This is a genomic window from Streptomyces iakyrus, from assembly GCF_000717055.1.
Classification (GTDB): domain Bacteria; phylum Actinomycetota; class Actinomycetes; order Streptomycetales; family Streptomycetaceae; genus Streptomyces; species Streptomyces iakyrus.
The window spans coordinates 70,356-97,075 of the sequence record NZ_JNXI01000003.1; the positions used below are offsets into that span (position 1 = coordinate 70,356).

Annotated in this window: 28 protein-coding genes and 2 pseudogenes; 22 read left to right on the top strand and 8 right to left on the bottom strand. The window is 68.7% G+C overall.

Translation table 11 applies throughout. The annotated features are described in order from the left end of the window. Positions 1 to 656: 656 nt before the first annotated feature. The 7 genes from OO68_RS42115 to OO68_RS05355 all read left to right on the top strand — a co-directional run bounded on the left by OO68_RS42115 (position 657) and on the right by OO68_RS05355 (position 8,068). Entirely contained in the window at positions 657 to 1,418 is a 762-nt protein-coding gene (locus tag OO68_RS42115) for a hypothetical protein (RefSeq protein ID WP_245236908.1), read from the top strand. Positions 1,419 to 1,725: 307 nt separating this feature from the next. Next, entirely contained in the window at positions 1,726 to 2,679 is a 954-nt protein-coding gene (locus OO68_RS05330; RefSeq protein ID WP_033306972.1) for a chlorinating enzyme, read from the top strand. A 21-nt stretch (positions 2,680 to 2,700) separates the two neighbouring features. Next, positions 2,701 to 2,967 (top strand): phosphopantetheine-binding protein, encoded by a 267-nt coding sequence (locus OO68_RS05335; protein ID WP_033306973.1) that lies wholly within the window; start codon positions 2,701 to 2,703, stop codon positions 2,965 to 2,967. Next, complete coding sequence (locus OO68_RS05340) at positions 2,964 to 3,743, top strand: thioesterase II family protein (RefSeq protein ID WP_051814467.1); 780 nt, start codon at positions 2,964 to 2,966, stop codon at positions 3,741 to 3,743. The genes OO68_RS05335 and OO68_RS05340 overlap by 4 nt, the downstream gene beginning before the upstream one ends. Further along, positions 3,740 to 5,380: an amino acid adenylation domain-containing protein gene (locus OO68_RS05345; protein ID WP_033306975.1), complete on the top strand. Its 1,641-nt coding sequence runs from the start codon at positions 3,740 to 3,742 to the stop codon at positions 5,378 to 5,380. Before OO68_RS05340 ends, OO68_RS05345 begins: the two co-directional genes overlap by 4 nt. Continuing rightward, positions 5,377 to 6,570 carry an acyl-CoA dehydrogenase family protein gene (locus OO68_RS05350; protein WP_078625195.1) on the top strand — a complete coding sequence of 398 codons (1,194 nt, stop codon included), beginning with the start codon at positions 5,377 to 5,379 and terminating at the stop codon, positions 6,568 to 6,570. The genes OO68_RS05345 and OO68_RS05350 overlap by 4 nt, the downstream gene beginning before the upstream one ends. A 67-nt stretch (positions 6,571 to 6,637) precedes the next feature. After that, positions 6,638 to 8,068 carry a cation:proton antiporter domain-containing protein gene (locus tag OO68_RS05355; protein ID WP_051814469.1) on the top strand — a complete coding sequence of 477 codons (1,431 nt, stop codon included), beginning with the start codon at positions 6,638 to 6,640 and terminating at the stop codon, positions 8,066 to 8,068. Here OO68_RS05355 and OO68_RS05360 read toward each other — a convergent pair. Beyond that, positions 8,063 to 8,305: a hypothetical protein gene (locus OO68_RS05360; RefSeq protein WP_157852677.1), complete on the bottom strand. Its 243-nt coding sequence runs from the start codon at positions 8,303 to 8,305 to the stop codon at positions 8,063 to 8,065. The two genes, OO68_RS05355 and OO68_RS05360, sit on opposite strands and share 6 nt — an antisense overlap. A gap of 176 nt (positions 8,306 to 8,481) precedes the next feature. On the opposite strand from OO68_RS05360, the gene OO68_RS05365 reads away from it, so the two are divergent. The 3 genes and pseudogenes from OO68_RS05365 to OO68_RS05375 all read left to right on the top strand — a co-directional run bounded on the left by OO68_RS05365 (position 8,482) and on the right by OO68_RS05375 (position 10,226). Continuing rightward, complete coding sequence (locus tag OO68_RS05365) at positions 8,482 to 8,982, top strand: hypothetical protein (protein WP_033306977.1); 501 nt, start codon at positions 8,482 to 8,484, stop codon at positions 8,980 to 8,982. Between the two features lie 396 nt (positions 8,983 to 9,378). Beyond that, positions 9,379 to 10,039, top strand: a pseudogene (locus OO68_RS42120) (DUF5753 domain-containing protein). Continuing rightward, positions 10,011 to 10,226, top strand: a complete 216-nt coding sequence (locus OO68_RS05375) for a DUF397 domain-containing protein (protein WP_033306978.1) — start codon at positions 10,011 to 10,013, stop codon at positions 10,224 to 10,226. Before OO68_RS42120 ends, OO68_RS05375 begins: the two are co-directional and overlap by 29 nt. Before the next feature lie 17 nt (positions 10,227 to 10,243). Here OO68_RS05375 and OO68_RS05380 read toward each other — a convergent pair whose 3' ends face one another. Together OO68_RS05380 and OO68_RS05385 are read right to left on the bottom strand one after the other, a co-directional pair. Then, positions 10,244 to 10,543: a hypothetical protein gene (locus OO68_RS05380; protein WP_033306979.1), complete on the bottom strand. Its 300-nt coding sequence runs from the start codon at positions 10,541 to 10,543 to the stop codon at positions 10,244 to 10,246. Positions 10,544 to 10,660: 117 nt separating this feature from the next. Then, entirely contained in the window at positions 10,661 to 11,128 is a 468-nt protein-coding gene (locus OO68_RS05385; RefSeq protein ID WP_033307478.1) for a hypothetical protein, read from the bottom strand. A 129-nt stretch (positions 11,129 to 11,257) separates the two neighbouring features. Here OO68_RS05385 and OO68_RS46150 point away from each other — a divergent pair, with 129 nt between their 5' ends. The 3 genes and pseudogenes from OO68_RS46150 to OO68_RS42125 form a co-directional block, all read left to right on the top strand. Continuing rightward, a complete protein-coding gene (locus OO68_RS46150) occupies positions 11,258 to 11,434 on the top strand; it encodes a hypothetical protein (protein ID WP_157852678.1) in 177 nt (58 codons plus the stop codon). Positions 11,435 to 11,678: 244 nt separating this feature from the next. Beyond that, positions 11,679 to 12,848 (top strand): WD40 repeat domain-containing protein, encoded by a 1,170-nt coding sequence (locus OO68_RS48680; RefSeq protein WP_033306980.1) that lies wholly within the window; start codon positions 11,679 to 11,681, stop codon positions 12,846 to 12,848. Positions 12,849 to 12,862: 14 nt separating this feature from the next. Then, positions 12,863 to 13,441: pseudogene (locus OO68_RS42125) on the top strand (EamA family transporter); the annotation flags it as partial. A 252-nt stretch (positions 13,442 to 13,693) separates the two neighbouring features. Here OO68_RS42125 and OO68_RS46155 read toward each other — a convergent pair. Continuing rightward, positions 13,694 to 13,861, bottom strand: coding sequence for a hypothetical protein (locus OO68_RS46155; RefSeq protein WP_157852679.1), 168 nt, complete (start codon positions 13,859 to 13,861; stop codon positions 13,694 to 13,696). A gap of 308 nt (positions 13,862 to 14,169) precedes the next feature. Between OO68_RS46155 and OO68_RS05400 the strand changes: the two genes are divergently transcribed. From OO68_RS05400 to OO68_RS05415, 3 genes are all read left to right on the top strand, one after another. Further along, positions 14,170 to 14,916 carry a hypothetical protein gene (locus tag OO68_RS05400; protein WP_245236909.1) on the top strand — a complete coding sequence of 249 codons (747 nt, stop codon included), beginning with the start codon at positions 14,170 to 14,172 and terminating at the stop codon, positions 14,914 to 14,916. A 5-nt stretch (positions 14,917 to 14,921) separates the two neighbouring features. Beyond that, positions 14,922 to 16,325 carry an NAD(P)/FAD-dependent oxidoreductase gene (locus OO68_RS05405; RefSeq protein WP_033306981.1) on the top strand — a complete coding sequence of 468 codons (1,404 nt, stop codon included), beginning with the start codon at positions 14,922 to 14,924 and terminating at the stop codon, positions 16,323 to 16,325. Between the two features lie 1,068 nt (positions 16,326 to 17,393). Further along, on the top strand, positions 17,394 to 18,359 hold the full coding sequence (locus OO68_RS05415) for an ISAs1 family transposase (RefSeq protein ID WP_280922477.1): 966 nt from the start codon (positions 17,394 to 17,396) through the stop codon (positions 18,357 to 18,359). A 184-nt stretch (positions 18,360 to 18,543) separates the two neighbouring features. Here the strand turns inward: OO68_RS05415 and hppD are convergent, their stop codons facing one another. Continuing rightward, positions 18,544 to 19,749 carry a 4-hydroxyphenylpyruvate dioxygenase gene (gene hppD, locus OO68_RS05420; protein ID WP_033306983.1) on the bottom strand — a complete coding sequence of 402 codons (1,206 nt, stop codon included), beginning with the start codon at positions 19,747 to 19,749 and terminating at the stop codon, positions 18,544 to 18,546. A gap of 166 nt (positions 19,750 to 19,915) precedes the next feature. Here hppD and OO68_RS42130 point away from each other — a divergent pair, with 166 nt between their 5' ends. Continuing rightward, complete coding sequence (locus OO68_RS42130) at positions 19,916 to 20,167, top strand: Lrp/AsnC family transcriptional regulator (RefSeq protein WP_157852680.1); 252 nt, start codon at positions 19,916 to 19,918, stop codon at positions 20,165 to 20,167. A gap of 196 nt (positions 20,168 to 20,363) precedes the next feature. On the opposite strand, the gene OO68_RS05430 is transcribed toward OO68_RS42130, so the two are convergent. Beyond that, on the bottom strand, positions 20,364 to 21,035 hold the full coding sequence (locus tag OO68_RS05430; RefSeq protein WP_033306984.1) for an IclR family transcriptional regulator: 672 nt from the start codon (positions 21,033 to 21,035) through the stop codon (positions 20,364 to 20,366). Between the two features lie 230 nt (positions 21,036 to 21,265). Between OO68_RS05430 and OO68_RS05435 the strand changes: the two genes are divergently transcribed. The 5 genes from OO68_RS05435 to OO68_RS05455 are packed head-to-tail and all read left to right on the top strand — an operon-like array spanning position 21,266 to position 25,920. Then, entirely contained in the window at positions 21,266 to 22,447 is a 1,182-nt protein-coding gene (locus tag OO68_RS05435) for a homogentisate 1,2-dioxygenase (RefSeq protein ID WP_033306985.1), read from the top strand. After that, positions 22,444 to 23,322, top strand: coding sequence for a hypothetical protein (locus OO68_RS05440; protein ID WP_033306986.1), 879 nt, complete (start codon positions 22,444 to 22,446; stop codon positions 23,320 to 23,322). The genes OO68_RS05435 and OO68_RS05440 overlap by 4 nt, the downstream gene beginning before the upstream one ends. After that, complete coding sequence (gene fahA / locus OO68_RS05445; RefSeq protein ID WP_033306987.1) at positions 23,319 to 24,512, top strand: fumarylacetoacetase; 1,194 nt, start codon at positions 23,319 to 23,321, stop codon at positions 24,510 to 24,512. The genes OO68_RS05440 and fahA overlap by 4 nt, the downstream gene beginning before the upstream one ends. Beyond that, entirely contained in the window at positions 24,512 to 25,267 is a 756-nt protein-coding gene (locus OO68_RS05450; protein WP_033306988.1) for a CoA transferase subunit A, read from the top strand. The genes fahA and OO68_RS05450 overlap by 1 nt, the downstream gene beginning before the upstream one ends. Beyond that, positions 25,264 to 25,920, top strand: coding sequence for a CoA transferase subunit B (locus tag OO68_RS05455; protein WP_051814475.1), 657 nt, complete (start codon positions 25,264 to 25,266; stop codon positions 25,918 to 25,920). Before OO68_RS05450 ends, OO68_RS05455 begins: the two co-directional genes overlap by 4 nt. 87 nt (positions 25,921 to 26,007) lie before the next feature. Here OO68_RS05455 and OO68_RS47450 read toward each other — a convergent pair whose 3' ends face one another. Together OO68_RS47450 and OO68_RS47455 are read right to left on the bottom strand one after the other, a co-directional pair. Continuing rightward, positions 26,008 to 26,262 (bottom strand): DDE transposase family protein, encoded by a 255-nt coding sequence (locus OO68_RS47450; RefSeq protein ID WP_051814477.1) that lies wholly within the window; start codon positions 26,260 to 26,262, stop codon positions 26,008 to 26,010. A 136-nt stretch (positions 26,263 to 26,398) separates the two neighbouring features. Further along, complete coding sequence (locus OO68_RS47455) at positions 26,399 to 26,638, bottom strand: hypothetical protein (RefSeq protein WP_051814479.1); 240 nt, start codon at positions 26,636 to 26,638, stop codon at positions 26,399 to 26,401. Positions 26,639 to 26,720: the final 82 nt, after the last annotated feature.

Consider the following 26,720-nt stretch of genomic DNA (forward strand, 5'->3'; position numbering starts at 1 on the left):
TCCGCCTACGTGCGCGACGAGGGCTGTCGGGGCTCAACCTCTCATCGCGGAGTCCGGCCATGCGCCGTATGAACTCCAAGCCCTCCCCCGTCCTCCTCCGCACAGCCGGCCTGCCCCTTCCCCGCTCCCCGTGACTTCCGGATGCGGCCCTGCGATCCTTGTGCAAGTGCACGTACTGCCCGACGGCGAGGTTCCACATGTAACGGGCGTGCCCACCGATGCTCGGGCATGACGGCCGCCTGTTCGCTTGTCGGGTACGTCCGAAACCGTGCCATGCCGTGAACCCGGCCCGCACGTTCCCCGACCGCGCAGGCCATCGATCAACTCAACTGTGTGAGTAACCGCTCCCGGCCACCGCCCGGCCGGCCCCCGGCCACAGGGGCCCACAGGGCCCCCTCGACTTCGAGATGCCGTACCGCCTCGCGGTCGGCCCCAGCCTCATACCTTCCGGAACGCCGCATCGCCCTGACGATGCATCGGCTCCCCCTGCCCGAAGTCAATGTGACGATGGGCTGACCGGCAGGAGCAACCTGCCATGGCTCTGTGGCGAGCCCGCGCCATCCGTATCGGACTACGTAGTTCCACCGATGCCGAAGACGCCATTCTGGCTCAGACTAACGCCCACCCGTACTCCACGTTGATCGGCAGCCGCTCACGTGAACAACGAAGATTTCAGATCACAGTCCACGTATATATGGGTAACGGTTGGCTCCCCCGGACCGCTGCTCGTCTGCGAGGTCGACTCCTTCTCCGACTGGGGCGGTGCAGTGCACGGCCCTGACTACGAACTGGATTCTGCCTGCGACTATGCCCGTGCTTGGTCGGCGGTCCACCCGGACGACGGTGACCTCGAGGCCGCGTTCGTGCGTTTCGGCGACCACGAGGAACATACCGGCCTCATATGGGAAATGGATGGCGAGGGCAGGGCGGAGATCGCATACGCCCGGTACCAGAATGGCCCTGTCGGGAACGACGACAACTTTCTGATCATGCGCTCATGGATTCCCCATATGAGGACGGATGCGCCACGTCGACGCGCCACCGAAGCGTCCGCGGCCGAAGAACAAGAAGTAGGGGAGCTTGAGCTCCGAAGCGGCCGGGTCGTTGTCGTCTGGGCAGCAGTGAACGCTCATGAGATCGGCTCGTACGCGACTTCGCAGGAAAGAGCCGCGTCGATCAAGGCCCTGGGCCGGCTGAACCCCCCTGTCCAACTCAACCTGGATGGCCAGCTGGGCCTCGGTACGGTGCTGTGGGTCAGGCCGGGCACATATCGCGTCGCCTGCGGATGGCACGAAGGAACTCGCGGACAGTATATGCCCGAGGAAGAGATGTACGGACCACGGCAGTTATATGCGGACGACGACTGGAGCTGTCGCTGGGTCCGCTTCACCCGGTCCGACGACTCCGTAGAGGCGTGAGTCCACACACGAACGGCGCGCGATCGTCCCCGGGCGTTCGCAAGTCCGCTGGGATGGCCACATATACACCGGCCCGTTTTCGAAGCTGACGTTCAGCGTGTACCGCTTTGTCACCCGAATCAGCGGTACCGCCACCCCTGTTGCGCTGTACATGTTCGTCTCCGTCAGTGCTGAGCTGCATCAACGCGAGGACATCGGCACCGCGACAGCTCGAACCCCCCAGAGAAAACTCGTCATTTCCACGGCAGTTCCCTCACATCCACATGGGGAAATCTGCTCCATTGATTCGCCAAGAGAGAGTCGAGACATGAACCAGTCAACTCAGGCCAAGAACTTCTCCCTCACCCCCGAGGAACTCAAGAAGTTCCACCGGGACGGCTACATCGGCCCGTTCGACCTGTACGACAAGGACGAGATGGAGGCCGATCTACAGGCCCTGCGTCCCCGGCTGCTGAACACGAAGAAGGCCATCTACGGCGGCGGAAAGGCGGTGTCCGGAAACACCAACCTGGCGAACTACGACCGGCACCTGGACATCGATTTCCTCGCGGACCACATCACACGGCCCGAGATCGTCGACCGGGTCTCCAGCATCCTCGGCCCGGACACCCTGTGCTGGCGAACGGAGTTCTTCCCGAAGTACCCCGGTGACGAGGGCACCGACTGGCATCAGGCCGACAACTTCTCCAACGTGGCCGGTTCCAAGCATCCGCAGATCGTCTGGCCCGAGGACGCGAAGTTCGGCGGCACCATCACCGTCTGGACGGCGTTCACCGAAGCCAGCGTGGAGAACGGATGCCTCCAGTTCATCCCGGGCTCGCACAAGACGATGAACTACGACGAGTCAAAAACAATGGATTACAACCCGGACGCCATCAACACCACGGAGAAGAACGGAATTCGCCGGGGGTTCTTCGGCCACGACTACCGTCAGCTCCAGAAGGACCCGAACTGGAGCCCCGACGAGTCCAAAGCGGTGTCCCAGGTCATGCGCCAGGGCCAGTTCATCGTCTTCTGGTCGACGCTCATGCACGCCTCCCACCCGCACGGGGGTCTCACCGACCAGATGCGTCTGGGCTTCGCCGCCCGCTATCTGCCGACCTCGGTGAAGGTCTACCCGTACTCCACCGAGCTGGAGGAGTTCGGCGGTCAGGCGAGCCTCGCCCGGTTCGGCAACGTCCTCACCACCGGTCAGGACACCTACGGTCACAACCGGTTCGTCGAGAACACGGTCACCGGCCACCCGTTCCGGACCCGCTGACATACCGAAAGGACAGCAACAGTGTCGAACAACACCCAGAGCGCCCGGACCCTGAGCCAGGAAGAACTGGAGCAGTGGGTCGTCACCACCTGCCGGGACCTCGGCCTCGGTACCGAGAACGCCGGTTCCGACTTCTTCGCGGCGGGCGGCACCTCACTGACAGCGATCCGGCTGATCGCCAAGGCGGAAGAGGAGTTCGGTGAGGACGCCCTCACCCCAGAGGAACTCTTCGCCCGCAGCAGCGTCCGGGACATCGCCGCCGCGATACTCCACAGCACGCAGGCATGAGGCAGCCGGCCGTGCGGTCTGCCAGCGACATATGGGTGCCGGTGATCCGACCCGCCTCGGGGACCTGCCGTATCCGGCTGATCTGCTTTCCTTACGCCGGCGGCGGCCCCGATCTCTTCAGAACCTGGGCGGACGGCCTGGACGACGGGGTGGAACTGCTCGCTGTCAGACTGCCCGGCCGGGGGCCGAGGCTGCGAGAGCCGCTCTACGAGAGCTGGAAACCCCTGATCGCGGACACGTACAAGGCGCTTTCCAGCGCCGGTTGTCTCACCGGCCCGCACGCCTTCTTCGGGCACAGCTTCGGCGCCCGGCTGGCGTACGAGACGGCCCGTCTGGCCGCCGAAGCCCTTCCTGGCACGACCCGGCGGTTGTTCGTCGCCGGCAGCCGCAGCCCCGACCACCCGCAGCACCGGCCGTACCTGCACGAACTCCCGCACGAACGATACGTCGAAGCGGTGCGCGCCATGGGCGGGACCCCGGCCGAGATCCTGGACAACAGGGCCATGATGCGGCTGTTTCTGCCGGCCATGCGCAGCGACATGCGACTGGCGGAACTGTGGGGCGACCGTCACGGACGCTCCCCGATGGACGTGCCCATCACGGCCTTGTACGGGCGGGACGATCCCATTGACGGGCGGGCGGCGATGCGCGGCTGGAGGCGCTGCACCCGCCGGCAGACGGAACTGCTGGAGCTGCCCGCGGGCCACTTCTTCCTGGAGACGCACCGGGAACTCCTACTGGAAACGATCAACGACAGGCTGGTGAGCACCGTATGACCGCCGCGCCCGACCGGTCGGCCCCGCAGACCGGGGCACCCCCCCGGATCGAGGCCGGGCCGGCCGCCCTGGCCGCCCACCGTGCCCTCAACCAGGGCACCGACGCCCCCTACCCGGCTGTCGGTGTCAAGGAGCTGTTCGAAGCGCAGGCGGCCCGCCGCTCCCATGCCACCGCTCTGGTACACAAGGACGGCAGCCTCAGCTACGGCACGCTGGACGCCCTCGCCAACGACCTGGCGGCAAAGATGCGGACGGTGGGCGTCCGCCCCGGGGACTCCGTCACCGTGCTGATCAGCCGCTCTGCGGAGCTGATCATCGCCCTGCTCGCGACGATCAAGTGCGGCGCCACCTACCTCCCCGCGGACGCGGCCTGGCCGGACGAACGACTGCGCACCCTCCTGGACAGGACCGGCTCGACCCATGTCCTCAGCCGGGCCGCCGACCTCGACGACGTCGCCGCCCGGCTGCCCGGCCGGCGGGTCCTGCCCGTCGAACGTGACAAGCTGACCGAACGCGGGGAAGCGCCCCCGCACCGCGGCTCGCCCGACGACATCGCCTACATCAACTTCACCTCCGGCTCCACGGGCGTCCCCAAAGGTGTCCCGATCCGCCACCGCGGCATCGTGCGCCTGGTGCACCAGCCCCGCTATGCCCGCCTGGACGAGGAGTCCGTCCTGCTGCAGTTGGCGCCGGTCTCCTTCGACGCGGCCACCTTCGAGATCTGGGGCGCTCTGCTGCACGGCGGCACCCTGGTGCTGTACCCCTCGGCCTTCGTCCGCCTGGCCCAGTTGCGCCGTACCCTGGCCGAGCACCGGGTGACCGTGCTGTTCCTCACCACCGCGCTGTTCAACACCGTCATCGACGAGGCACCGGACACCCTCGCGGGTGTGGGAACCATCCTGACGGGCGGCGAGGCGCACTCCCTCACCCACATGACCACGGCGCTGCGCGCCTACGGACCGGACCGCGTCGTCAGCGTCTACGGTCCGACGGAGTGCACCACCTTCTCGACCTACCACCCGGTCCGCACGCTCCACAGCGATGAGTCCAGCCTCCCCATCGGCCGGCCCATCCAGAACACCCGCGCCTATGTCGTACAGGACAGCCGACTGTGCCCACCCGGCGAGACGGGCGAGGTACTGCTCGCGGGACCCGGTCTCTCCCCCGGCTATCTGGGACTTCCGGATGCCACCGCGCACCACTTCGTCGAACGGGAAATCGACGGCGTACGGGAGCGTCTCTACCGCACCGGCGACCGAGCCTTCCTCTCCGAGCGCGGGGATCTCGTCTTCCAGGGCCGCCTCGACGACCAAGTCAAGATCAACGGGTTCCGCATCGAACTCGGCGAGGTCGCCTACCACCTGGACGCGCATCCCGCCGTGCGCCGCAGCTTCGTGACCACCCGGCCGAACCGGCAGGGTGGTCAGGAACTGGCCGCTTTCGTCGTGCCGGACGCGGCCGACCGCGATCCCGGGACCATCCGCGCCCACCTGAGCCGCCGCCTGCCCGCCCACATGGTCCCGGCCGTTCTCCACGTGCGCGCCGACCTGCCGCTGACCACCACGGGCAAGGTGGACCGCAGGGCACTGCTCGCCTCCCTCGACGCTCCCTCAGCGCCTGTGGGAGTGACGTCATGAACGCTGCCCTGCCACCGGTCGGAGGCTTCCTGGCCTCCGGTGAACTCGCCCGCGACTTCCCGTTCTTCGACAACACGCACGACGAGTTCCGGACCCTGGTCCGAGCGCGGCTCGCCGAGAGCGTCCTGCCCCACGCCCAGGCATGGGAACAACAGGGGCACATAGACCCGGACGGCTGGAAGGCCCTTGGCGCAGCCGGCCTCCTCGAAGTGGGCCACAGCGGCGACGACTTCCTGCGCAGCGCCGTCCTGCTGGAGGAACTCGGGGCCACCGGATACGCCGGGATCAGGGCGTCCGTCGGGGTCCACGCGTACATGGCCCTCTCGTACGTCCTGTTGTTCGGCACTCCGGAGCAGCGGGAAGCATGGGTTCCGGCTGCCCATCGCGGCGAGCAGGTCACCGCACTGGCCATCAGCGAGCCGAACGCGGGATCGGACCTGCGCGACCTGCGGACCCACGCCCGGCCGAGCGGCGCCGATGACGCGGCCGGCTTCGTACTCGACGGACACAAGAGCTACGTCGCCAACGGCACTCGGGCCGGTCTGCTCGTGGTCCTGGCCCGCACTCGTGACACAGGCGCCGACCGTGGGCTGGCCGGCGCGAGCATGCTGCTTGTCGACGCCGACAGCCCTGGCGTGACCCGCCGCCCCCAGCCCATGGCCGGCTGGCGGGCCGCGGACATCGCCGAGATCGACTTCGACCACGTCGAGGTCCCGGCGGGGGGACTGCTCGGGCGCCGCGACCGCGCCCTGCTCCAGCTCATGCGCGCGCTGGACTTCGAGCGCCTTGTCGCGGGCCTGCTGGCCGTCGGTGGCGTGCGGTACACCCTGGAACTGCTCGACACCCATGTCCGCACGCGGCAGGTCAAGGGCGTATCCCTCGGCGCCCACCAGGCCGTACGGCATCAACTCGCTGATCTCTTCGGCGAGTTCGACATGGTGCACCGGTACGCCCACCACGCGGCGTGGCTGCACGCACAAGGACGGCTGGACACCCGTACGGCATCCGTACTGAAGCTGCGCTCCACGGAGCTGGCGGTCACCGCCGCACAGGTGTGCGCCCGGTATCACGGGGCGCTCGGATACCGGGAAGCGGCCGACGCCGCCCGCGTGCACCGTGACGCGACGGCCGGCACCATCGCCGCGGGAGCGAGCGAGCTCCTGCGCGACATGATCTTCGAGGCGAACTGACATGGCCTTGCATTCCTCCGCGCCCACGTCCCCCCTCACACCTGAGCGTTCGACGCGCCGCCGGCGGATGGCGGCCGTTGCACTCACCGGTGTCCTGCCGCTCGCCGTCATCGTCCTCGTCGCGGTGATCGCCGACGGCACCGCCCTCGATGTGCCCGGTACGGCGGCGCGCCCCGAAGCCGGCGCCGGACTGCACCTCGGGAGCACGGGGCACTTCTTCCTCGCCGCCGCCGTCGTGGTGGCCGCCGCCCACCTCGGAGGCGCGCTGGCCAAACGGCTCGGCCAGCCCCGGGTCATCGGCGAGATCTGCGCCGGCCTCGCCCTGGGGCCGTCCCTTCTCGGCAATCTGGCCCCGGACATCACGACATGGCTGTTCCCGCACAGCGCCCTCGGGCCGATCAACGGACTGGCCCAGATCGGCCTGGTCCTCTTCATGTTCGGCGTGGGCCAGGAGCTGGCCGGCATGCGCCTGCGCGGCACGGCCGCCCGCGCGTTCATCGTCAGCCAGTCGTCGATGCTGGTTCCCTTCGCCCTCGGCGCAGCCGTCGCCGTTCCACTGGCCGCTCGCTACGCCGGACCCCATGGGAACGGCATCGAGTTCGTCCTGTTCATGGGCTGCGCACTGAGTATCACCGCGTTCCCCGTCCTGGCCCGGCTCCTCTCCGACCTGGGTATCACCAGGACCGAACCCGGACGGCTGAGCCTGTTCGCTGCGGCGGTCGGCGACGGCACCAGCTGGCTCGTCCTCGCCGCGATCCTTGCCGCGGCACACGGCTCGGACCCCACGACACTGCTGCTCAACGGCGTCGCGGCGGTCGCCGCGGTCGCGCTGTTCCTCGGGCCCGTGAAGCGTCTGCTCGCCCGCTGGGCGGAGCACAAACGCAGCAGCGAGGCCGGCGCGCTGGTGCTCGTCGTCGGAGTGACCGGCGCTGCGGCCCTGACCGCCGCCATCGGCGTGCACCAGCTGATCGGCGCCCTGCTGGTCGGACTCGCCTGGCCGGTCCGCCGCGAGGGCGCCTTCGATGCCGGTCCGACCGTCGAGCGGTTGACCGATACGGCCAGGACCGTCCTGCTGCCGTTCTTCTTCTTCGGATTCGGGCTCACCGTCGACCTCAGCACACTGGGGTGGAGCGCCTCACTCGTCGCGGTGTTCCTGGCGCTCCTGGCGCTGGCCACCTTCGGCAAGATCGCGGGTCCCGGCCTGGCCGCATGGCTGTCCGGCATGCGGCCAGGCCCCGCGTTCGCCCTCGGCGTGCTGCTCAACGCCCGGGGCCTGACCGAGCTCATCGTCATCCAGATCGGCTACGACGCCGGAATCATCGACGCCCGGATGCTCGCCATCCTCACGCTCGTCGCCCTTGCCACCACCATGATGACGCGCCCTCTCCTGCGCCTGTTCCGTTCCGGCCTCGGTACTGGTGAGCTCGTATGCTCAACCGTCGCGTATTCCGAGAGCGACGGCCCACCTGCATCGCATCGAGATCGCGCCCGGTCATGACGCCCGGCGGCGGAGGTACGCGGGCATCTCCAGCCCGGTTCCGGCCCCGGCTTCCGCGACGCCCCGGAGCGGACAGGCGGCGCTGGAGTCCTCGCCGTCCGGGTCGGCCGCACCTGCGGTGGCCAGGTGTTCGAGGGCGGAGAGCAGCTCGGACAGCCACTGAAGGCTCCAGGTGTGCCTCGCCGCCGCCGGACTCACCCCTGACGCGGGCCGACCCGACGACGATCCCCATCCCATGCGATGCGTATCTACTCCTCGGCCTGGATCCTGTTGCGGTACCAAGTGATCCCGTATCGCAAGCGTGTACACATCTCCCGAATCAACCTGTGACCGCAAGCGCCTCCGCTCGGCCTGGTCAGCCCTCCCAGAGGTCCCGCCTCCTTGACAGGGCGCTGACAGCCCTGCTGCGGGTCTTGGCGGAGGCGTATCCGCCGACCGGCCGGTACGACCTCGTGGGGCGTGTCGCGGTGCCGGGGGATACGGTCCGCGTGGTCGGGGCCGATGTGCGCGTCGACGGGGACCTCGTGCTGGAGGAGCAGGCGGTGCTCTTCGTCCTGGGCGGGCTGAAGGTCACCGGGGCGCTGGGCAGGCCGGACTACTCCATGGTCGCTGCGCGGGAGATCGAGTGCGCCGACGGTGCCACCACCGGCGAGGTGCTGGCGCTGCGCGGCATCCGGTGCCCCGGCACCTTCTACTTCGGCCACAACGACCACGCCGCGCGCGCGGCATCGTACGACGGCGGCGTCCTCGTCGCCTTCGAGTGCGGCAACACGTTGGGCCGGGTCGACGTCCGGGAACGGGCCACCGACTGGGACTTCCCCGCCACAGCCCGCGGCCTGGGGCTCCCCGACGACGAGGGCGACCTGCTGGGGACGTACACGTCGAAGCTGCTGGGCGACGGAGACCGGGCTTGACCGCGCGGTGCGGGGGGCGTGGAAGTAGGGCAAGCTGAAGTTCAACCGCATCAGGACCACCGTCCTCGCGGCGCACACGCGCGCGCTGGCCGCCCGCTCAGAGCAACACCAGGACGTACTACTCCGCTTCACCAGCGACCTGGCCGGCCCTTCACGAACAGTCAGGCCGAGCGCAACGTGACACCCGCCAAGGTCGAGCAGCGCTCATCGGGAGGATGCCGGCGCACCCTGCAGGGCCTGGCGGACATCGCGATCGTCCAGTCCCACCTGTCCACCCCGAGCATGTGGGGCATCAGCCGCTACGACGCCCTCAAGCGCCTCTTCACCACCGGAGCAGGGATCGTTCGCGGTCAGCGGGTGATGAGCGCGTCGAGTCCGGCCCGCACCGCCCGGTTCATGGACGGAGCAACGGACGGGTTCTTCGAGCGGCATTGCGAGGATGTGCGGAAGGCCCGCAGGGCGGGGCACGCCAAGTATTTCGAGAAAGTCCTGGAGGCGGAGAAGCGCGCCAAGACCATCGAGGAGTGGTGCCCTGGCGTCGTCCCGGGGTTGCTCCAGACCCCGGCATACGCGCGGGCTGTGGTCCAGGCAACTCACCCCCTGTCGCTCGACGAGGAGATTGAGACGAAGGTCAGTGCCCGAATGGCGCGGGCCTCTTCGAGGAAGACCACCACACCCCTACTGGGTGATCCTGCACGAGTCGCTGCTGCTGGACCCGATCCTGGCGCTGGAGGGAATGACAGAACAGCTCGACCGACTCGTGGAGTTGACGGAGCGCCGCCGCGTCGTTCCGCAGATCCTCTTGCGGAAGGGTGGCCCACACCCTTTCATGATTGGCACAGTCATGATCATGACCTTCCCTGACGCTCCTCCGCTGGTCTACACGGAGTCGCTGCACAGCGGTGACACCATTGACGATTCTGCGCTCGTGGAGGAGTCCGCCAGGTCGTCATCTCGGCTCAGGGCCGCCGCACTGTCACCAGAGACGTCCCTGGCCATGATCAAGGCTGCGGCAGAGGAATACCGAAATGGCAAGCAACCGGATCGACTTGAGTGACGCGCTCTGGTTCAAGAGCAGCTACAGCAACGGGAGTGGTGGCCACTGCGTCGCGGTCGCGAGCGGCTTCCCCGGCCTCGTCCCCGTACGTGACTCCAAGGCCCCCGAAGGCCCCGCCCTCATCCTCACCGCCCCCGCCTGGGCCCCCTTCGTCGCGGCACTGAAGGCCGGGGAACTGACCACCTGAACCGTCGGGCAGCCATGTCACGCCGACACGGCAGCCCGCACGGCTTCGGCTTCGACAGCGGCCAGTTGGTCCATGCCGAGCCAGAACGCGGGATCGTCCCTGCCGGTGGTGCCGTGCACAGTGGCGAGAGCGGCGCGGTGACGGGCGGACAGGTCGGGACGATGCTCGATCTCCACCTGTGCGTGCCAGTGGGTGCGCCGCGCGCCTGGCCCTCGTTCAACGGGCAGGGTGCCACTGGCCGGCGATGCCCTGAGCGAGCATCCACCGGGCGGCGTCGTCGCGTCGAAGTGGCGCAGCTCCTGGGTGATGCGCTGCATCTGAGCGGTGCTGAGCGCGGCCCGGTCCGGGAAGACTGTTGCCGCTGTAGGGCACTGAAGACATCGACGTGGAAGTAGTGCATGTTCGTGGCCGGAGTCGGTGACGCTCGGGTGTGGTTAGCAGGAGGCGTAGGTCTCCGGGCCCCAACCCGGCCTGCCCTCCTGGTCCTTGGCGACCACGACCGCCGTCTTCGTCCGACCGTCGACACGGTGCGAGTACAGGACGCGGTCGGTCTCCTCGCGTTCCACGACGAACTGTGAGGGGATGCCTCCCGGCTCGAACATACGGAAGTAGAGCCTCAGCCCGTCTTCCGGTGTCTTGCCGCCGTCGCCCCTCCCCCAGCCGTCGGGCGCACCGCCCCGGGAGATCTCCCCGTTGCACTCCAGCGCCCGGCCCGCAGCGCCCGAGGCGAGCAGCATGGCCTCCGGGGTGTCCCCACTCACCTCCTCGGTCTCGATATGGAGCGGACCGCTGTACGGTGTCTCCGCCGGCCCGTAGTCGATGATCACGTCCTCGTCGTCCTCGGCGCCGCATCCCACGACAGCCACCAGTGCGGCTACCACTGCGACGAGCCACCTGCGCATGTCCGCCTCCCCTTCCCGACCGTTCTTTGCACCACTTCGACGCCGCGGCGGCCCGAAACGTTCGGCGCACCTTCAGCGAGCCGTCCGGAGCGCCCTACGGTACGTCCGCGCCGAGACCTCGATCGCCGCGTGCAGATGCTGGCGCAGCGGGGCGCCGGTGGCGAGCCGACGCGGAACGGCCCGGTCGACCACTGGATCGACACGGGAATGACCGCAGCGGTGGTCCGCAGTCGGGAGCAGCGCTACGGCTGCCGGGTCGTCGGGGTGGCCACGTCACCGCCGACGACAACTACACATCACAACTAAGTAGCTCTACTGATGCCGGCATCGGGATGCGTGGTTAGCCTCGCCATACGCGGCGCCGGCGGCCCCGGTACAGGTCTGGTCAGCGCATCACGACGCACCCGAATCGGAGGATTCAACCGTGAGCGACCTGAGACCCACGCCGCCTCCGACCTTTCCGCAAGTGGGCAACCGCGGGTTCGGTGATCCGAGGGGACCCGTCTCCGCTCCCGGTGCAGGACGGCAGCGCAAACGCAGGGGTGGGCGAGTGATCGTGGTTGTTCTGCTGGTGGTCGGGCTGCTCGCCGGTATCACGCCCCTCGTGTACACGCAGGCGCGCCGCATCCTGGGCCTGTACGATCCCACCGCGTCGTCGGACGGCGTGACGCTGCGGACGTTGCCGTTGAGGGGCCCCGTGGCGTACTCGCCCGACGGGCGCACCCTGGCTTCCTGGAGTAGCAACGGCACTGTAGAACTGTGGGATGTCGACAAGGGCACGCGTCGACACGTCCTGCCCTTCGCCGTTCACTCCAATGCGCGACACTCCTACCGGAAGGTGGTTTTCGCACCGGACGGCGACACGGTGGCGACGGAGCTGAACGACGGGAAGACAATCCAGATCTGGGATACGCAGACCGGTGCCACGCGCATCGTGATCAAGGTCCCGGTCACCCATCCCGAGGGGCTGATGCCGCTGCGAGGCGTCAACAAGCTGGTGTATTCACCCGACAGTCGTACCATCGCGACCACCGGTGACCATCTGCACATCTGGGACGTGGCCACCGGCACGCTCCGCCACCAGATCGACGTCTCGGCCCGGGATGCGGCTTTCGCGCCGGACGGCAGGACCATCGCCGCCGTGGCCGAATGGCAAGGCGGCATCTGGGACGTCGCCACCGGTGCCCAGGTACACCCGCTCGACCCGTCCGGAGGACATTTCAGCTGGACGGTCGCGTTCGCGCCGGACGGACGAACCGTGGTCGCCGATGGTGACAGGGTTCGGGCCTGGGACACGGCGACAGGTGCTGTGCGGTGGTCGTCAGGGCCGTATGCGGGAAGCGCGCCGGTCTACGCCCCGGACGGGAGCCTGCTGGCGGAGCGCAGTGGCGACGACGTCTGGCTGGTCGATCCGGCGAGCGGCAAAAAGCTCCGTACGCTACGTGGCCTGCATGGTCTCCTGATATCGGTCGGCAATATCGAGCAGGTGGATCAGATTGCCTGGGCCCCGGACAGTCACACCCTGGTGGTCAGGCACAGCCGCGCGAACGAGTCCTGGGCCAACACTCCGCAGGTCTGGGACGTCAGGACCGGTACCGCAGTCCAGCTCCTCAAGGGACACAAAGGCCCGGTTCAGGATGTCGCGTACTCCCCGGACGGCCGCACCATCACCACCGTCAGCGGTGACGGGACCGCGCGGATCTGGCGCGCGACCCCATGACTGAGGTGCCCTAACGGCTGGACGCGCTGGGCATGGCGGTTGCCCTGGCTGGGATCGCCGTTGCAGCGGTGGACGAGGGCACGTCGGGCCCGCTCGGGGCGTTCGCCTTGTGCATCGCAGCCGCTGCCTGCTGGGGCGCCTCCAATGTCCTGACCCGCAAGGCGGCCCCGCCAGACGCGCTGAATGTCATGGTCTGGGTCAGCACGATCCCGGTACTTCCGCTGCTGGCCTTGTCCCTTTTGCTTGAGGGCCCATCGTGCGACCTGGCGGCGCTGCGCACCCTCGACTGGCAGGGCGCGGGCGCAGTCCTCCACGTCGCCTGAATCACGACCGTCTTCGGCTTCGGCGCCCGGGGCTGGCTGCTGCGCCGGCACCCAGCATCCACAGTGGCCCCCTCCTCCCTCCTCGTCCCGGTCTTCGGGATGTCGTCAGCGACCGTCTTCCTGGGCGAACCGGTGAGCGGGCTGCGCTGGTGCGCGGCGGTTCTGCTGGTCGGCGGCGTGGCCCTGACCTCGTTCGCTCCCCGGCGCCCGGCACCCGTGACCCACCCCGGGGACGTCCCGGCAGTGAAGGCGGCAGTTGGCCGATCGTGAGGGGCGGAGGGCAGAACCGAATCCCTCGAAGCGAGGATCGAAAGCGTAGGGACACTACCCGTCCGGCAGAACCCCATAGGCGAGCCATGAAGCTCTGCAGGCGCAGGCCTCTCCCCAGAAGCCAGCACTATGAGTAGCGGCCGATCGAGTCGAGTGCCCTTGACCACAGGCCAGGTAGGTCCGATCCTCACCGTCCCGGGATTGACCGGCCTGGGAAGGCACGGTCAGGGAATCCAGGTACTCGCTCAGCGTCTACTCGGTGAATGCCGTGTGGTCCTTCTCTCTGTTGCCCATGACGAGCTGCACCGGCAGCGACGGGGCGAGGGAGGCGATGTGACGGAATGTCCAGGTGCTGACGGCGGGCCAGCCCGAGGCCATGTGGCGGAACACCGCCGGGGTCGCGCTCCGCAGGTGGTCCATGGGTGTGCCCGTGGCCGCCGGCAGTCACTGTCTGCCGGTGCTCCGCGCGGGTGGCGAGGGGCCGCCGGCCAAGAATTCCGGGGCAGGCGTGACGCCGCCTGAAGAATACCCGCGAACTCCCGCGAGACGGGAAAAAGTAGCCGGGATCACATTCACTTCGAACGTCGAATGAATACGGGATTTCGGACATGAACCCGAGGTGAATCATTCGTGCACACATCCCTTCCATGACACCAAAGGGCTTCCCGAACGATCGGTCGGTCGGCATGGTCGATGTGCATTCCGGTTCGGCTCCCAGGAGAGAAACCATGACCATGGCCAGTCCACGCCGATTGGTCCAGGACCACCCCTACAGAGGACCCGCTGGTCCCTCGGACTCCATCGAGGTCCGCTTTCTGCGGCCGGATGACGTCGAGGCGCTCATCACGCTGGAGCAAGCGAAGTGGGACCAGGACCAGGCGGCGGACCGCGCGGAGTTGACCGCCCGCATCCAGGCGTATCCACGGTTGAGCATCGGGGCGTTCGAGCCGGGTGGAGCGGCGCTGGCCTCGTTGTTCATGAAGCCGATCACGACCGCGGTGTTGAGCTCGGCAGCCACCTGGGCCGACTGCGCCCGGGTGGAGGCGCCCCGTCCGGAAGCCACCGGATCGCTCTTCGGAATCAGCCTGAGCAGTGTCGAAGCGGACGCGGTGACCGCCATATTCGAGTTCTTCTGGCCACACGCACTCAAATACGGCTGGCGCGATATCTATCTCGGCTCCCCGATGCCCGGCCTCCGGGCCTGGAGACGCATCAATCCGGACGTTCCGACGGACGTATACATGCGTGAAAAACGTCACGGCCTCCCCCGTGACCCGCAGCTGCGTTATTACCACAAGAAGGGATTCAAAGATATCGTGGCCTGCAAGCCCGGATATTTTCCGCACGCCGCGTCACTCGGTTACGGAGCCATACTCCGCGGGCACGTACCGCTGTCCGCCGGTGCTCCGCTGTGGCGCCTTGTGCCGCTGCCGTGGCTCAAGCAGATGCGGCGGCTCCTTTTCCGGCTGGTGTAGCCGACATGAGCACCGAGCACACCGTCATCATCGGGGCGGGCATGGCCGGACTGCTGACGGCAGCGGTGATCGGGGCGACCGGTCGCCCCGTCACCGTCCTCGAACAGGACCGGAGCCATGGAATGCCTGCGCCACGCGGCGGTGTTCCACAGGGCCGTCAGCCCCATGTACTGCTCCACCGTGGTCTGTCGGCGATCGAAGAGCTGCTTCCCGGGCTGCGCGGGCAGTTGGTCGCCGCGGGCGGAGTGCCGCTGGACACGGGCGAACTGGCGTGGCTGGGCGAGCGCGGGTGGGCACCGTTCGGCACACCCGCACTCGAAGTGGTCTCCGCCACCCGCCCGTTGGTCGAGCACCTGGTCCGGCGGCGGGTGGCAGAGTTGCCCGGGGTGGAGCTGCGTGGCGGCACGCGAGTGCGGGGCTTGAGCCGCTGCGCCACCACGACCGGCGGGGCCTGGCTCCTCGAGTGCTTCGACGCACCGCCCGTTCGGGCCGACCTCGTCGTCGATGCCTCCGGGCGCAGCTCCCGACTGCCCGACTGGCTGACACAGTTGGGCATCGAGGCGCCCGCGACCACCGTCGTCGACGCCGGATTCGGCTACGCGGGACGGATCTACGCCGCCCCACCCGATCACCTCGGACGGGTCGCGGGCATCGTCATGCTTCCGGTTCCGGGCGCACCGGCCGGCGGTGTGGCGCTGCCGGTCGAAGGCGGACGCTGGATGGTGGCGGCGGTAGGCGCCGGAGACCACCGGCCGCCCCGCGACCCGGCCGGTTTCGACGCCTTCCTGAACCGGCTGCGGGACCCGGCGCTCGCCGACTTCACCCACAGCGCCCACCCGATCGGCGACATCACGGTCCACCGCCGCACCAACAATGTACGGCGCCGCTACGACCGTCTGACGCACTGGCCGGACGGGCTCCTGGTCGTGGGTGACGCCCTGTGCGCCTTCAACCCGGTCTACGGCCAGGGCATCACCGTCGCCGCCACCCAAACCCTGCTACTGCGGCAGGCGCTGGCCTCAGGCGTGCGGCCGGGATGGGAACGGCGGCTGATGCATCGGCTACACCGAGCGGCGGACCTCCCCTGGGCCATCGCGACCGGGGAGGACCTGCGCCACACCGTCGGCGGCCCGGCATCGGGCCTCGACGCGCTGTTCGGCCGATGGTCGGGCGAGGTGGACCGGCTCGCCGCGCACGGCAACCTGAGGGCACAGCGCGCCCTGGACCGCGTCTACCATCTCGTCGGCTCCCCTGCGGGCCTGCTCCACCCGGCGCTGCTGGCCGCAGCTGTCCGGGGACGCCTCCTCGGACTGCCCACCCCGGTCCCCCGACCGCCACTCACCACCAGCTCCGCACAGCGGGACCAGACGGACACCGAGCGGCATCCCGCGTACCCACCGCCGCCATGACCGCCTTGGCCTGCCCCGGCCCGTGTGCCATATCTCAACTGCCCGGGTCATTGTCGGTCCTTGCCAGGTCAGCGGCGCCGCCCTGGGAGCCCAGGTCGGCGAAGAAGTCGGCGTTGGCCGCCAGGTATGGCTTCTACTTCGTCAGGAGCTCGAGGTCGTAGTAAATGGCCTCGGCGGAGCACTGGCTGGCAGACGCCGCAGTCCCCGCATGTGCTCGCTCGCACCGCCCACTGCCCACCCGAGGGCGGACGCCCATGGACCGGACGATCGGTTTCAGCGGGTGGATGAGGTTGGGTCGACCGCTACGATCAGGCCTTGAGCGTGCGGGGCCAGGGAGGGCTGTGTATGGCCGGCTCGGTGGGTGTCGGACGGCGCAGGATACTCGTGTTCGGCGCCGTGACCGTGGGGGCGGCGTGTACGCCGCCCCTGCGAGGCACGAACGGCGAGAAGAACGAGGTGCGCACGGACGTGGAGCCGTTGGAGCGTAGATTCACTGCGTTCGGTCCCCTGTCCGATGCGCACTGGCTCGGCACCGCCTTGGGCCAGGATGCAAGGGGGTCCGCTCCCGGGCCCACCGATGTCCGAGTGGTGGGTACGGCTCAGCTTAGGGCGGGGGTCGGTGCTGCCATTGTTGGGGCGCCGCAGTGGCACTTTCGGCCTGACCAGCCGGGTCCGCTGCCGGAGGAACTCGCCTCCTTCATGCCCAAGAGTGCCAGGTGGGTCCGGAGCGAGTCCTTCGACGAGGAAGTGACGGGCGGGGCCTACCCTGGTGCGTTCTATCTCCGTATCGACGCTGACCAGGTCTACTTCGACACGACCAATCCGAACACTCCTGCCGGCCCAGGGACTTTGCGAGGTCGCGGGTTGAGGGAGATCGCCCGGTGATGGGCTGTCATGTCACGTTGGTGTGGGTCCAGATGCCGATGCAGGCACGGCTTCGGTGATCATGTAGGTGTCGAGTCCGCATGACCACAACCGAAGACCGTGCCTGCTGTCTCACCTTCTCCCATCCCCCCGGGCCTGGGGCAACTGGCCCGTACCCTTTGCCCGCAACCGCTGCCGGACGCAGTGTGCCTGGCCCGGTTTCTTGCTGGCCTGCCCGATCCACGCGACCGTCGCGGCCGACGGTTTCCGCTGCTGGCGATGGTGGCGGCCGCCGCAGCCGGCGTGCTGGCCGGGGCGAGGTCCCTGACCGCGATCGCCGAGTGGATCAACGATGCGCCCCGCTGGGTGAGCATGGCCCTGGGCGTCGCCGTCGACCCGTTCACCAAGACGGTCACGGTGCCCCACCTCACCACAGTGATGCGGCTGCTCACCCGCCTCGACGGCGATGCCCTGGACACCGCGGTAACTGCGTTCCTGCAGGCCAGGTCCACTGACCGGGGCACGACGAAAGCACGGTGGCGGACAGGCGCCGTCGACGGGAAACAGTTGCGCGGCTCCCGGGCGGCAGGCGGGAAGGCGGTGTGGCTGCTGGCCGCGATGGACCACGCCGGAACCGTTCTCGGGCAGCGACAGATCGAGGCGAAGAGCAACGAGACACCCGCATTCGTCCCACTCCTGCAAGACCTCGGCCTGGAGATCACCGTGATCACTGCGGAGGCGGCGCACCCGCAGCACGCGAACGGCCGGTGGCTGCGTGAGCAAGGCGCCCACTACATCGCTGTCGTCGAGGGCAACCACCCTGGCCTGCTCAAGCAGTTGAGAACACTGCCATGGGCCGACATCGCCCTGGATCACAAGGGCCGAACCAGAGGCCGGGGCCGGCTCGAGGTCCGACACCTGAAGACGGTCACCTTCCGGCACCTCAGCCCTCGGAATCACGTGATCAACCGGACAGATCGACTACACGCAAAGTCCCTGCCGCGGGTGGGCAGGCTGCGGTGCGGGCGGAGAGCGCAGCGCAGCCCCCGTCCCTGCGTCTTTCACGACAGGAAGACTGACAGCGGTGCGCAAGCGCTTGGGCCTTCTGGCTCACCACGGAGTCGTTCTTCCTGCGCCTTCATACGGGTCTCGACGCCCTCGACGAGGTGAGACCCGTCGGACTGGAGGCGGTGCGAGAGCACGACGAACGCAGCGGTACGAATACACCCGCACCGTCGACTGCTACTTGCGGTACCTGGGCGACAGTGCCCGAGCGGCGGCCGAGATGTGCGTGCAGTACAGACCACTGCCGGGTTCAGCGGTGGTCTGCGCGGCGTTTCGATGGTCTCGGCGGCTAGAAGTTGCCGCGCTTCTCCTGCTCGCGCTCGATCGCTTCGAACAGGGCCTGGAAGTTGCCCTTGCCGAAGCCCAGGGAGCCGTGGCGTTCGATGAACTCGAAGAACACCGTGGGCCGGTCACCGATCGGCTTGGTGAAGATCTGCAGCAGGTAGCCGTCCTCGTCGCGGTCGACGAGGATGCCGCGCGAGGCCAGTTCCTCGATGGGTACGCGGACATGGCCGATCCGGGCGCGCAGTCCCGGATCGGTGTAGTAGCTCTCCGGGGTGGCGAGGAACTCGACGCCCTTGGCCCGCAGCACGTCGACGGTCCTGATGATGTCGTTGGTGGCGAGGGCGAGATGCTGGGCGCCGGGTCCACGGTAGAAGTCGAGGTACTCGTCAATCTGTGAACGCTTCTTCGCGATCGCCGGCTCGTTGAGCGGGAACTTCACCCGGTGGTTCCCGCTGGCGACCACCTTGCTCATCAGTGCCGAGTACTCGGTGGCGATGTCGTCGCCGATGAACTCGGCCATGTTGGTGAAGCCCATGACGCGGTTGTAGAAGTCGACCCACTCGTCCATGTGCCCGAGTTCCACGTTGCCCACGACGTGGTCAAGGGCCTGGAAGATGCGCTTGGGCTCGCTCTCCGGCTTCACATAGCCAGACGTCCGGGCCACGTATCCGGGCAGGTAGGGGCCGGTGTAACGGGACCGGTCCACCAGGGTGTGGCGGGTCTCTCCGTACGTGGCGATGGCCGCCGTCCTGACGGTGCCGTGCTCGTCGGTGACGTCGCGCGGCTCCTCCAGCACGGTCGCGCCCTGGGCGCGGGCGTGCTCGACGCACTTGTCGACGTCGGGCACCTCGAGGGCGATGTCGATCACCCCGTCACCGTGGCGACGGTGGTGGTCCAGCAGCGGGCTGTCCGGATCGACGCCGCCCTTGATCACGAACCGGATCGCTCCGGAGCGGAGCACGAACGCGTGATGGTCGCGGTTCCCGGTCTCCGGACCGGAGTAGGCGACCAGCTCCATCCCGAAGACCAGCTGGAAGTACAGCGACGCCTGTGTCGCATTGCCCACCGACCAGACCACCGCGTCCCATCCGGTCACCGGGAAGGGGTCGCCCTGGGCGTCGTACTCCACGAGCCCGACCAGCTGCCTGAGCTGCTGAAGGTCGAGCTCCGCCAGACGTTCCTGGCTCGTGAGGGTCTCTTCCACACTCATGCGTCGTCCCTTTCGCTGTGCCTGTCCCCAACGGACGGCGGTCAGGACACACCGAGCCCCCCTACCAGCACAAGAGTCGCCCTTTGAGCTGTTCAAGCTGCTCAGTTTGTCCCCTTGACACGCGCTTCTTCTATACAATCTGCCTAGCTGAGAGTGGCTGATCGTCATGGCTGAGGATCTGCCACCGAACTCGATGGACATCGACGTGCTGCGCTCGCTGCGGGACAGCCCGCGCGCCGGCGTTCTCGAGCTGTCGCGGACGCCCGGGATGGCCCGGGGAACCGTCAGGGCCCGACTCGACCGATGGGAACGCAGCGGTGCCCTCGTCCGATTCGGCCCCGAGCCGGATGGGGGCGCGGCGGGATTTCCGGTCCAGGCGTTCGTGACTCCGGAGATCGCCCAAGAAGGCGCTCGATGACGTTCTTGCCGAGCTTGCCGCCCTGCCCATGGTGCTGGAGGCGTACGCGACGACGGGAGCCTCAGACGTCCCGTGCAAACTGGCGGCCTCGTCCACGAGGACGCCTACCGCGCTCCTCAGTGAAGCCCACCGGCAGGCAGCAAGGCGCCGGGGTCAGGGGGGCCGGCAGCCGTACGGCGGCGGACGCCGCGCGTCGTCAGGCATTGCTGAGCGACGCCAGCCGCGAGGCCGCCTCCTTCACCTGAGCAGCAACCGACTCGACATCGAACTCGTGCATGGCCACCACGCCGACCGAGGCGCCTACCGCGCCCGGGACCTCGAACCCGGCCGCGACACCGGTGGCCCCCTGCTGGAGTTGTCCCGAGGTGATGCTGTAGCCCGACTCCCTGGCCCGCGCGATCTCCTCGGACTCCTCCGGCCAGGGCGGCTGCAGCGCGAGGATGGCGACGCCGTTCGCCCCTCGCTCCAGCCGATGCCGGACGCCGATGCGGTAGCCCACCTGGACGGGACCGTGATGGACGGTCGGCTGCGCCCCGGCGACGGGAACGCACTCCCGCGCACCGTGCGCCAGCGTCAGAAAGGCGGAGGCACCGGTGGCATCGGCGAGCTCCTGGAGAACCGGCTGGGCCGCCAGTACCAGCTGATGCTGGAACCGCCCCGCCAGCGTCGCGGCACCGGCACCGAGCCGCACCCGCTTGCCCTGCCGGGACACCAGCGCGTGCTCCTCCAGCGTCTGCACGATCCGGTAGGCGATGGCCCGATCGACATCAAGCTGCGCCGCCAGGTCTGCGACCGTCAGACCATCGGCCGCCAGAGAGATCGAGTTCAGAGCCCGAAGCCCACGATCCAGACCTTGCAGGGTGGCCACCGACACCTCCTGATCCCGCGGCCGCACAGGGCACCCGCAGACACCGGCACATCTTCATCGGGCGCCACGTTAGGGCACGTCGCACCCACGAGTGGCGCCGACCGACCTTGACGGTGCTGTCATCGGGGACCTAACTTCGCCCTGTTGCTTTTATCGCACAAAAATGTGCGCTGAGCGCACACTCTTGCATCACACGCGGCACCACGACTCCGAATCATGAGGAGAATCACTTGCCGTACTACCACCGGGCGGGCGCGGTTCCGCCGAAACGTCACACCCAGCACCGTGACCCGGACGGGAAGCTCTACTACGAGGAGCTGATGGGCGAGGAGGGGTTCTCCTCCGACTCCTCACTGCTCTACCACCGGCACATACCGTCGGCGGTGCGGGAGTTCCGGGTGTGGGACCTCGGGGACCAGTCCCTGGTGCCCAACCATCCCCTGGTGCCCCGCCATCTCGCCACGCACGACCTGTTCACGGACGGCGACTCCGGCATCGACGCGGTGACCGGCCGCAGGCTGCTGCTGGGCAACGAGGACGTACGGCTGGCGTATGTCGTGGCCGACACGGTCAGCCCCTACTACCGCAACGCCATCGGCGACGAATGCCTCTACGTCGAGGACGGGCGCGCACGCGTGGAGACGGTCTTCGGGGACCTCGAGGCCGGCGACGGGGACTACGTGATCGTCCCGCGGGCGACCACGTACCGCATCGTCCCGGACGAGGCCGTACGCATCTACGCGATCGAGGCCAACTCGCACGTCGGTCCGGCGCGTCGCTACCTGTCCACGCACGGCCAGCTCCTGGAGCACGCGCCGTACTGCGAGCGCGACCTCCGCCTGCCGGTCGGGCCGAGGCACGTCGAGGGCGAGAACGTCGAGGTGTACATCAAGCACCGCGGGCCGGGCGGTGTCGCCGGAACCGTCCACACCCTGCCGAACCACCCGTTCGACGTGGTCGGCTGGGACGGCTGCCTCTATCCGTACGCCTTCAACATCCGTGACTTCGAGCCCCTCACGGGCCGGATCCACCAGCCGCCCCCGGCCCACCAGGTCTTCGAGGGCCACAACTTCGTGGTCTGCAACTTCGTACCACGCAAGGTGGACTACCACCCGCAGTCCGTCCCGGTGCCGTACTACCACTCCAACGTCGACTCCGACGAGGTGATGTTCTACTGCGGAGGCGACTACGAGGCGCGCAAGGGCTCCGGCATCGGACAGGGCTCGATCTCCCTGCACCCCGGGGGCCATCCCCACGGTCCCCAGCCGGGCGCGACGGAGCGGTCGATCGGGGCGGACTTCTTCGACGAACTCGCGGTCATGGTCGACACCTTCCGTCCCCTGCAGCTCGGTGAAGCCGCTCGCGCGACCGACGACGGGACGTACGCCTACTCCTGGGAGCAGAACCGATGATCGCCCCGCCGACTGCGGAGATCCCCCCGCTACTCGCCGGACTGTTCGACGACGCGGCGGTCTTCCCGCCCGGCAGCCTGCCGATCGAGAAGGCCGTCCGGGCCCACGTGGCGCACACCCGCGCCGCCCATGCCGGGCTCGTCGGTGCGTTCGTTATCGCCGCCAAGGACATCGGCCGTCTCGCCGAGCTGACGGGAGACCTTCCCGAAGGGGCCTTCGACCTCTCGGTGACCGTGCCGCTGCCTGATGTCTCCGACGCGCTCGCCGCCGCGCACCGGATCCCGGCCGTGCGGCTGGTCGCGCTGGAGGTCTCCGTACCGGACGGGGTCGCCGCCAACACGGTCCTCCCCGCCCTGGCCGAGGCGATCGACGACGACGCCGATCTCGCCGTCCATGTCGAAGTGCCGCGCGACACCCGGCGCGACACACTGCTCGCCGAACTCGCCGGGACGCCCTGTCTGGCCAAGTTCCGGACCGGAGGCGTACGCGCCGACCTCTACCCCGACGAGCGCGAACTCGCGGCAGCCGTCCTGGCTGCGACGCGGGCCGGGGTGCCGTTCAAGGCGACCGCGGGGCTGCACCACGCGCTGCGCAACACCGACCCGGAGACCGGCTTCGAGCAGCACGGGTTCCTCAACCTGCTCGTGGCCGCCGACACCGCCCTCCAGGGTGCCGAGGAGACGGAGCTGGTCCGGCTGCTGGCCGACCGAGACGGCGACCGGGTCACCGAGCGGGTGCGCGCCCTGTCACCCCAAGTCCGTGATCTGTTCCGCTCGTTCGGCACCTGCTCCGTCGCCGAACCCGCCGTCGAGTCGGCCGGGCTGGGACTGCTGCCCGCCGCGACGATCGCCGACCTGACCGAGGTGTCCGTATGACCAGCACCATCCAGTTGACCGTCCCGGCCGACTCACTGTTCGGCCTGACCAATCTGCCCTACGGCGTCTACTCGGCGCCCGGTCGAAAGCCGCGCGTGGCGACTCGCTACGGCGGCCACGTCATCGATCTGGCCGTGTTGCTGGACGACGACGTCTTCGCCCGGCCGAGTCTGAACGCGTTCATGGCGCACGGCCACGCCCGCTGGGTCGAGGTCCGGGCAGCGATCACCGAGCGGCTCGCGGGCCGGATCCCCACGCAGGCGGTCCACGACCTGGGCGCGGTGACCCTGCACCTGCCGTTCGAGGTCGCCGACTACGTCGACTTCTACGCCTCCGAGCACCACGCCTCGAACCTGGGCAGGCTCTTCCGGCCCGACAACCCGGACCCGCTGCCGCCGAACTGGAAGCACCTCCCGGTCGGCTATCACGGCCGCGCGGCCTCCGTCGTCGTCTCAGGCACCGACATCGTCCGGCCCTCCGGCCAGCGCAAGGGCCCCCAGGACCCGGCACCGGTCTTCGGGCCCTCGACCCGACTCGACATCGAGGCCGAACTCGGCTTCGTCCTCGGCACCGGCACCGCCATGGGAGATTCCATCGGCGCCGAGGACGCGGAGCGGCACATCTTCGGGGTGGTGCTCTTCAACGACTGGTCCGCGCGCGACATCCAGGCCTGGGAGTACGTCCCTCTCGGCCCCAACCTGGGCAAGTCGTTCGCCTCGACGATCTCGCCGTGGGTGGTGCCGCTGCTCGCCCTGGACGCCGCCCGGGTCCCGCTGCCACGCCAGGAACCGGCCGTACTGCCGTATCTCCGGATGCAGCGGCCGTGGGGCCTCGACGTCGACCTCACGGTCGCCTGGAACGGCCAGGTCGTCTCCCGGCCGCCGTACTCCGCGATGTACTGGTCCCCCGCCCAGATGCTGGCCCACCAGACGGTGGGCGGCGCGCCCTCACGCACCGGTGACCTGTTCGCGTCCGGCACCGTCTCGGGCCCGGAGAAGGAGCAGAGGGGCGCCTTTATCGAACTGACGTGGGGCGGCAAGGAGCCCGTCACGGTCAATGGCCGTCAGCGCACGTTCCTGGAGGACGGGGACGAGGTCGTCCTCACCGCCACGGCCCCGGGCTCCGGCGGAACCCGGATCGGCTTCGGCGAGGCCCGCGGCCGGATCACCAGCAGTAAGCGGGAGGCGTGATGAGCAAGACGGTCGCCTCGGCCGCCGAGGCGGTCGCCGACATCACCTCGGGCAGCTCGCTGGCCGTCGGCGGGTTCGGGCTCTCCGGGATCCCGGACCGCCTGATCCAGGCCTTGGCCGAGCAGGGGGCCGACGACCTGGAGGTGTTCTCCAACAACTGCGGTGTGGACGGGATCGGGCTCGGCATCCTCCTCGGCCTCGGCCGGATCCGCCGGGTCACGGCGTCCTACGTAGGGGAGAACAAGGAGTTCGCCCGCCAGTACCTCGGCGGCGAACTGGAGGTGGAACTCACCCCCCAGGGCACTCTGGCCGAGCGGCTGCGGGCGGGCGGCTCCGGCATCCCCGCGTTCTACACCCCCGCGGGCGTGGGCACGCCGGTCGCCCAGGGAGGTCTGCCCTGGAGATACGACCGGGCGGGGGACGTCCTGGTCGCCTCCCCGCCCAAGGAGGTCCGCGAGCTCCACGGCCGCCGGTACGTGCTGGAGGAGGGCATCGTGGCCGACTTCGCGCTCGTCCACGCCCGACTCGGCGACACCGACGGCAACCTCGTCTTCAACAAGGCCACGATGAACTTCAACCCGCTCGCCGCGATGGCGGGGCTGATCTGCGTCGCGCAGGTCGAGGAGCTGGTGGAGCCCGGTGAGATCGACCCCGCCCAGGTGCACCTGCCCGGGATCTACGTCCAGCGGATCGTCCACACCGGCCCGCAGACCAAGCACATCGAGAAGCGGACCGTCCGGGAGAGTGCGGCATGAGCGAGCCCACGAGCGAGCAGCGTACCGGCTGGTCCCGGTCCCAGATGGCGGCCCGTGCGGCGCGCGAGCTGCGTGACGGCGAGTACGTCAACCTCGGCATCGGCCTGCCGACGCTCATCCCCAACTTCCTTCCGGAGGGGGTCCGGGTCACACTGCACAGCGAGAACGGCATCCTCGGGACGGGTCCGTACCCCGTCGACGCCGAGGTCGACGCCGACCTGATCAACGCCGGCAAGGAGACCGTCACGGTCAGCCCCGGGGCGTCGTTCTTCGACTCCGCCCAGAGCTTCGGCATGATCCGCGGCGGCCACATCGACACCGCCGTGCTCGGGGGCATGCAGGTCTCCGCCACGGGCGACCTGGCCAACTGGATGGTGCCCGGCAAGACGGTCAAGGGCATGGGCGGCGCGATGGACCTGGTCCACGGCGCCAAGCGCGTGATCGTCCTCATGGAGCACGTCGCCAAGGACGGCTCCCACAAGATCGTCGCGGAATGCACACTGCCGCTCACCGGGCAGGGAGTGGTGCAGCGGATCATCACCGACCTCGCCGTCCTGGACATCACGGACGAGGGGTGCCGACTCGTCGAACTGGCCCCCGGTGTCACCTACGACGAGGTGCGCGAGAAGACGGGTACTCCCGTCAAGGGCTGACCCGGCTCACGACAGAACCACCCCGCGACCCAGGGACTTTGCGGGTTGCGGTTCTGTCCGGTTGAGCACGTGAGTCCACCTGGTTGATCATGTCCATCCGAGTGCGGCCAGGGGGCGGCCCGGGTGGCGGGCGTTGTGGCGGGTGGCGGCGGCAATGTTGGTGCGGCCGTCCTGCCGGCAGACGCTGATGGCGAGGTTGCGAAGGCCGGCCATCACGCGGGGCAGGTGGCCAGTGCGGATGGTGGAGGCGTCCTCAGCGAACATGGTGTCGCGGACGTGGTGGAGCTGGTTCTCGATCTTCCAGTGGCCGCGGATCCAGGCCGCGATCCGGGCTCCGGACACCGCGCCGGGTGGAGGCTGGTAACGAAGTACAGTCGCTCGATCGCGATCTTGTTGCTGGTCAGGTCCTTGCGCCAGCGCATGACGCGTAGGGCCTGACGGGCGCCGGGATAGTCGAGGTGCCGGAACGCGGCTGTCCTCAGGTGTCGGACCTCGAGCCGGCCCCGGCCCCTGGTGCGGTCCTTGTGGTCCGGGCGATGTCGGCCCACGGCAGTTTCCTCAACTGCTTGAGCAGGCCGGGATGGTTGCCCTTCACGACAGCGATGCAGTGGGCGCCCTGATCGCGCAGCCAGAGGCCGTTCGAGCGCTGGGTGTGGGCCGCGTCCGCGGTGACGACGATGTTCTCCAGGTCCAGGCCGTCCAGAAGAGGGATGAACACGGGTGTCTCGTTGCTCGTCGCGTCGATCTGCCGCTGTGCGAGGACCGTTCCGGCGTGGTCTCGCGGCCAGCAGCCATACCGC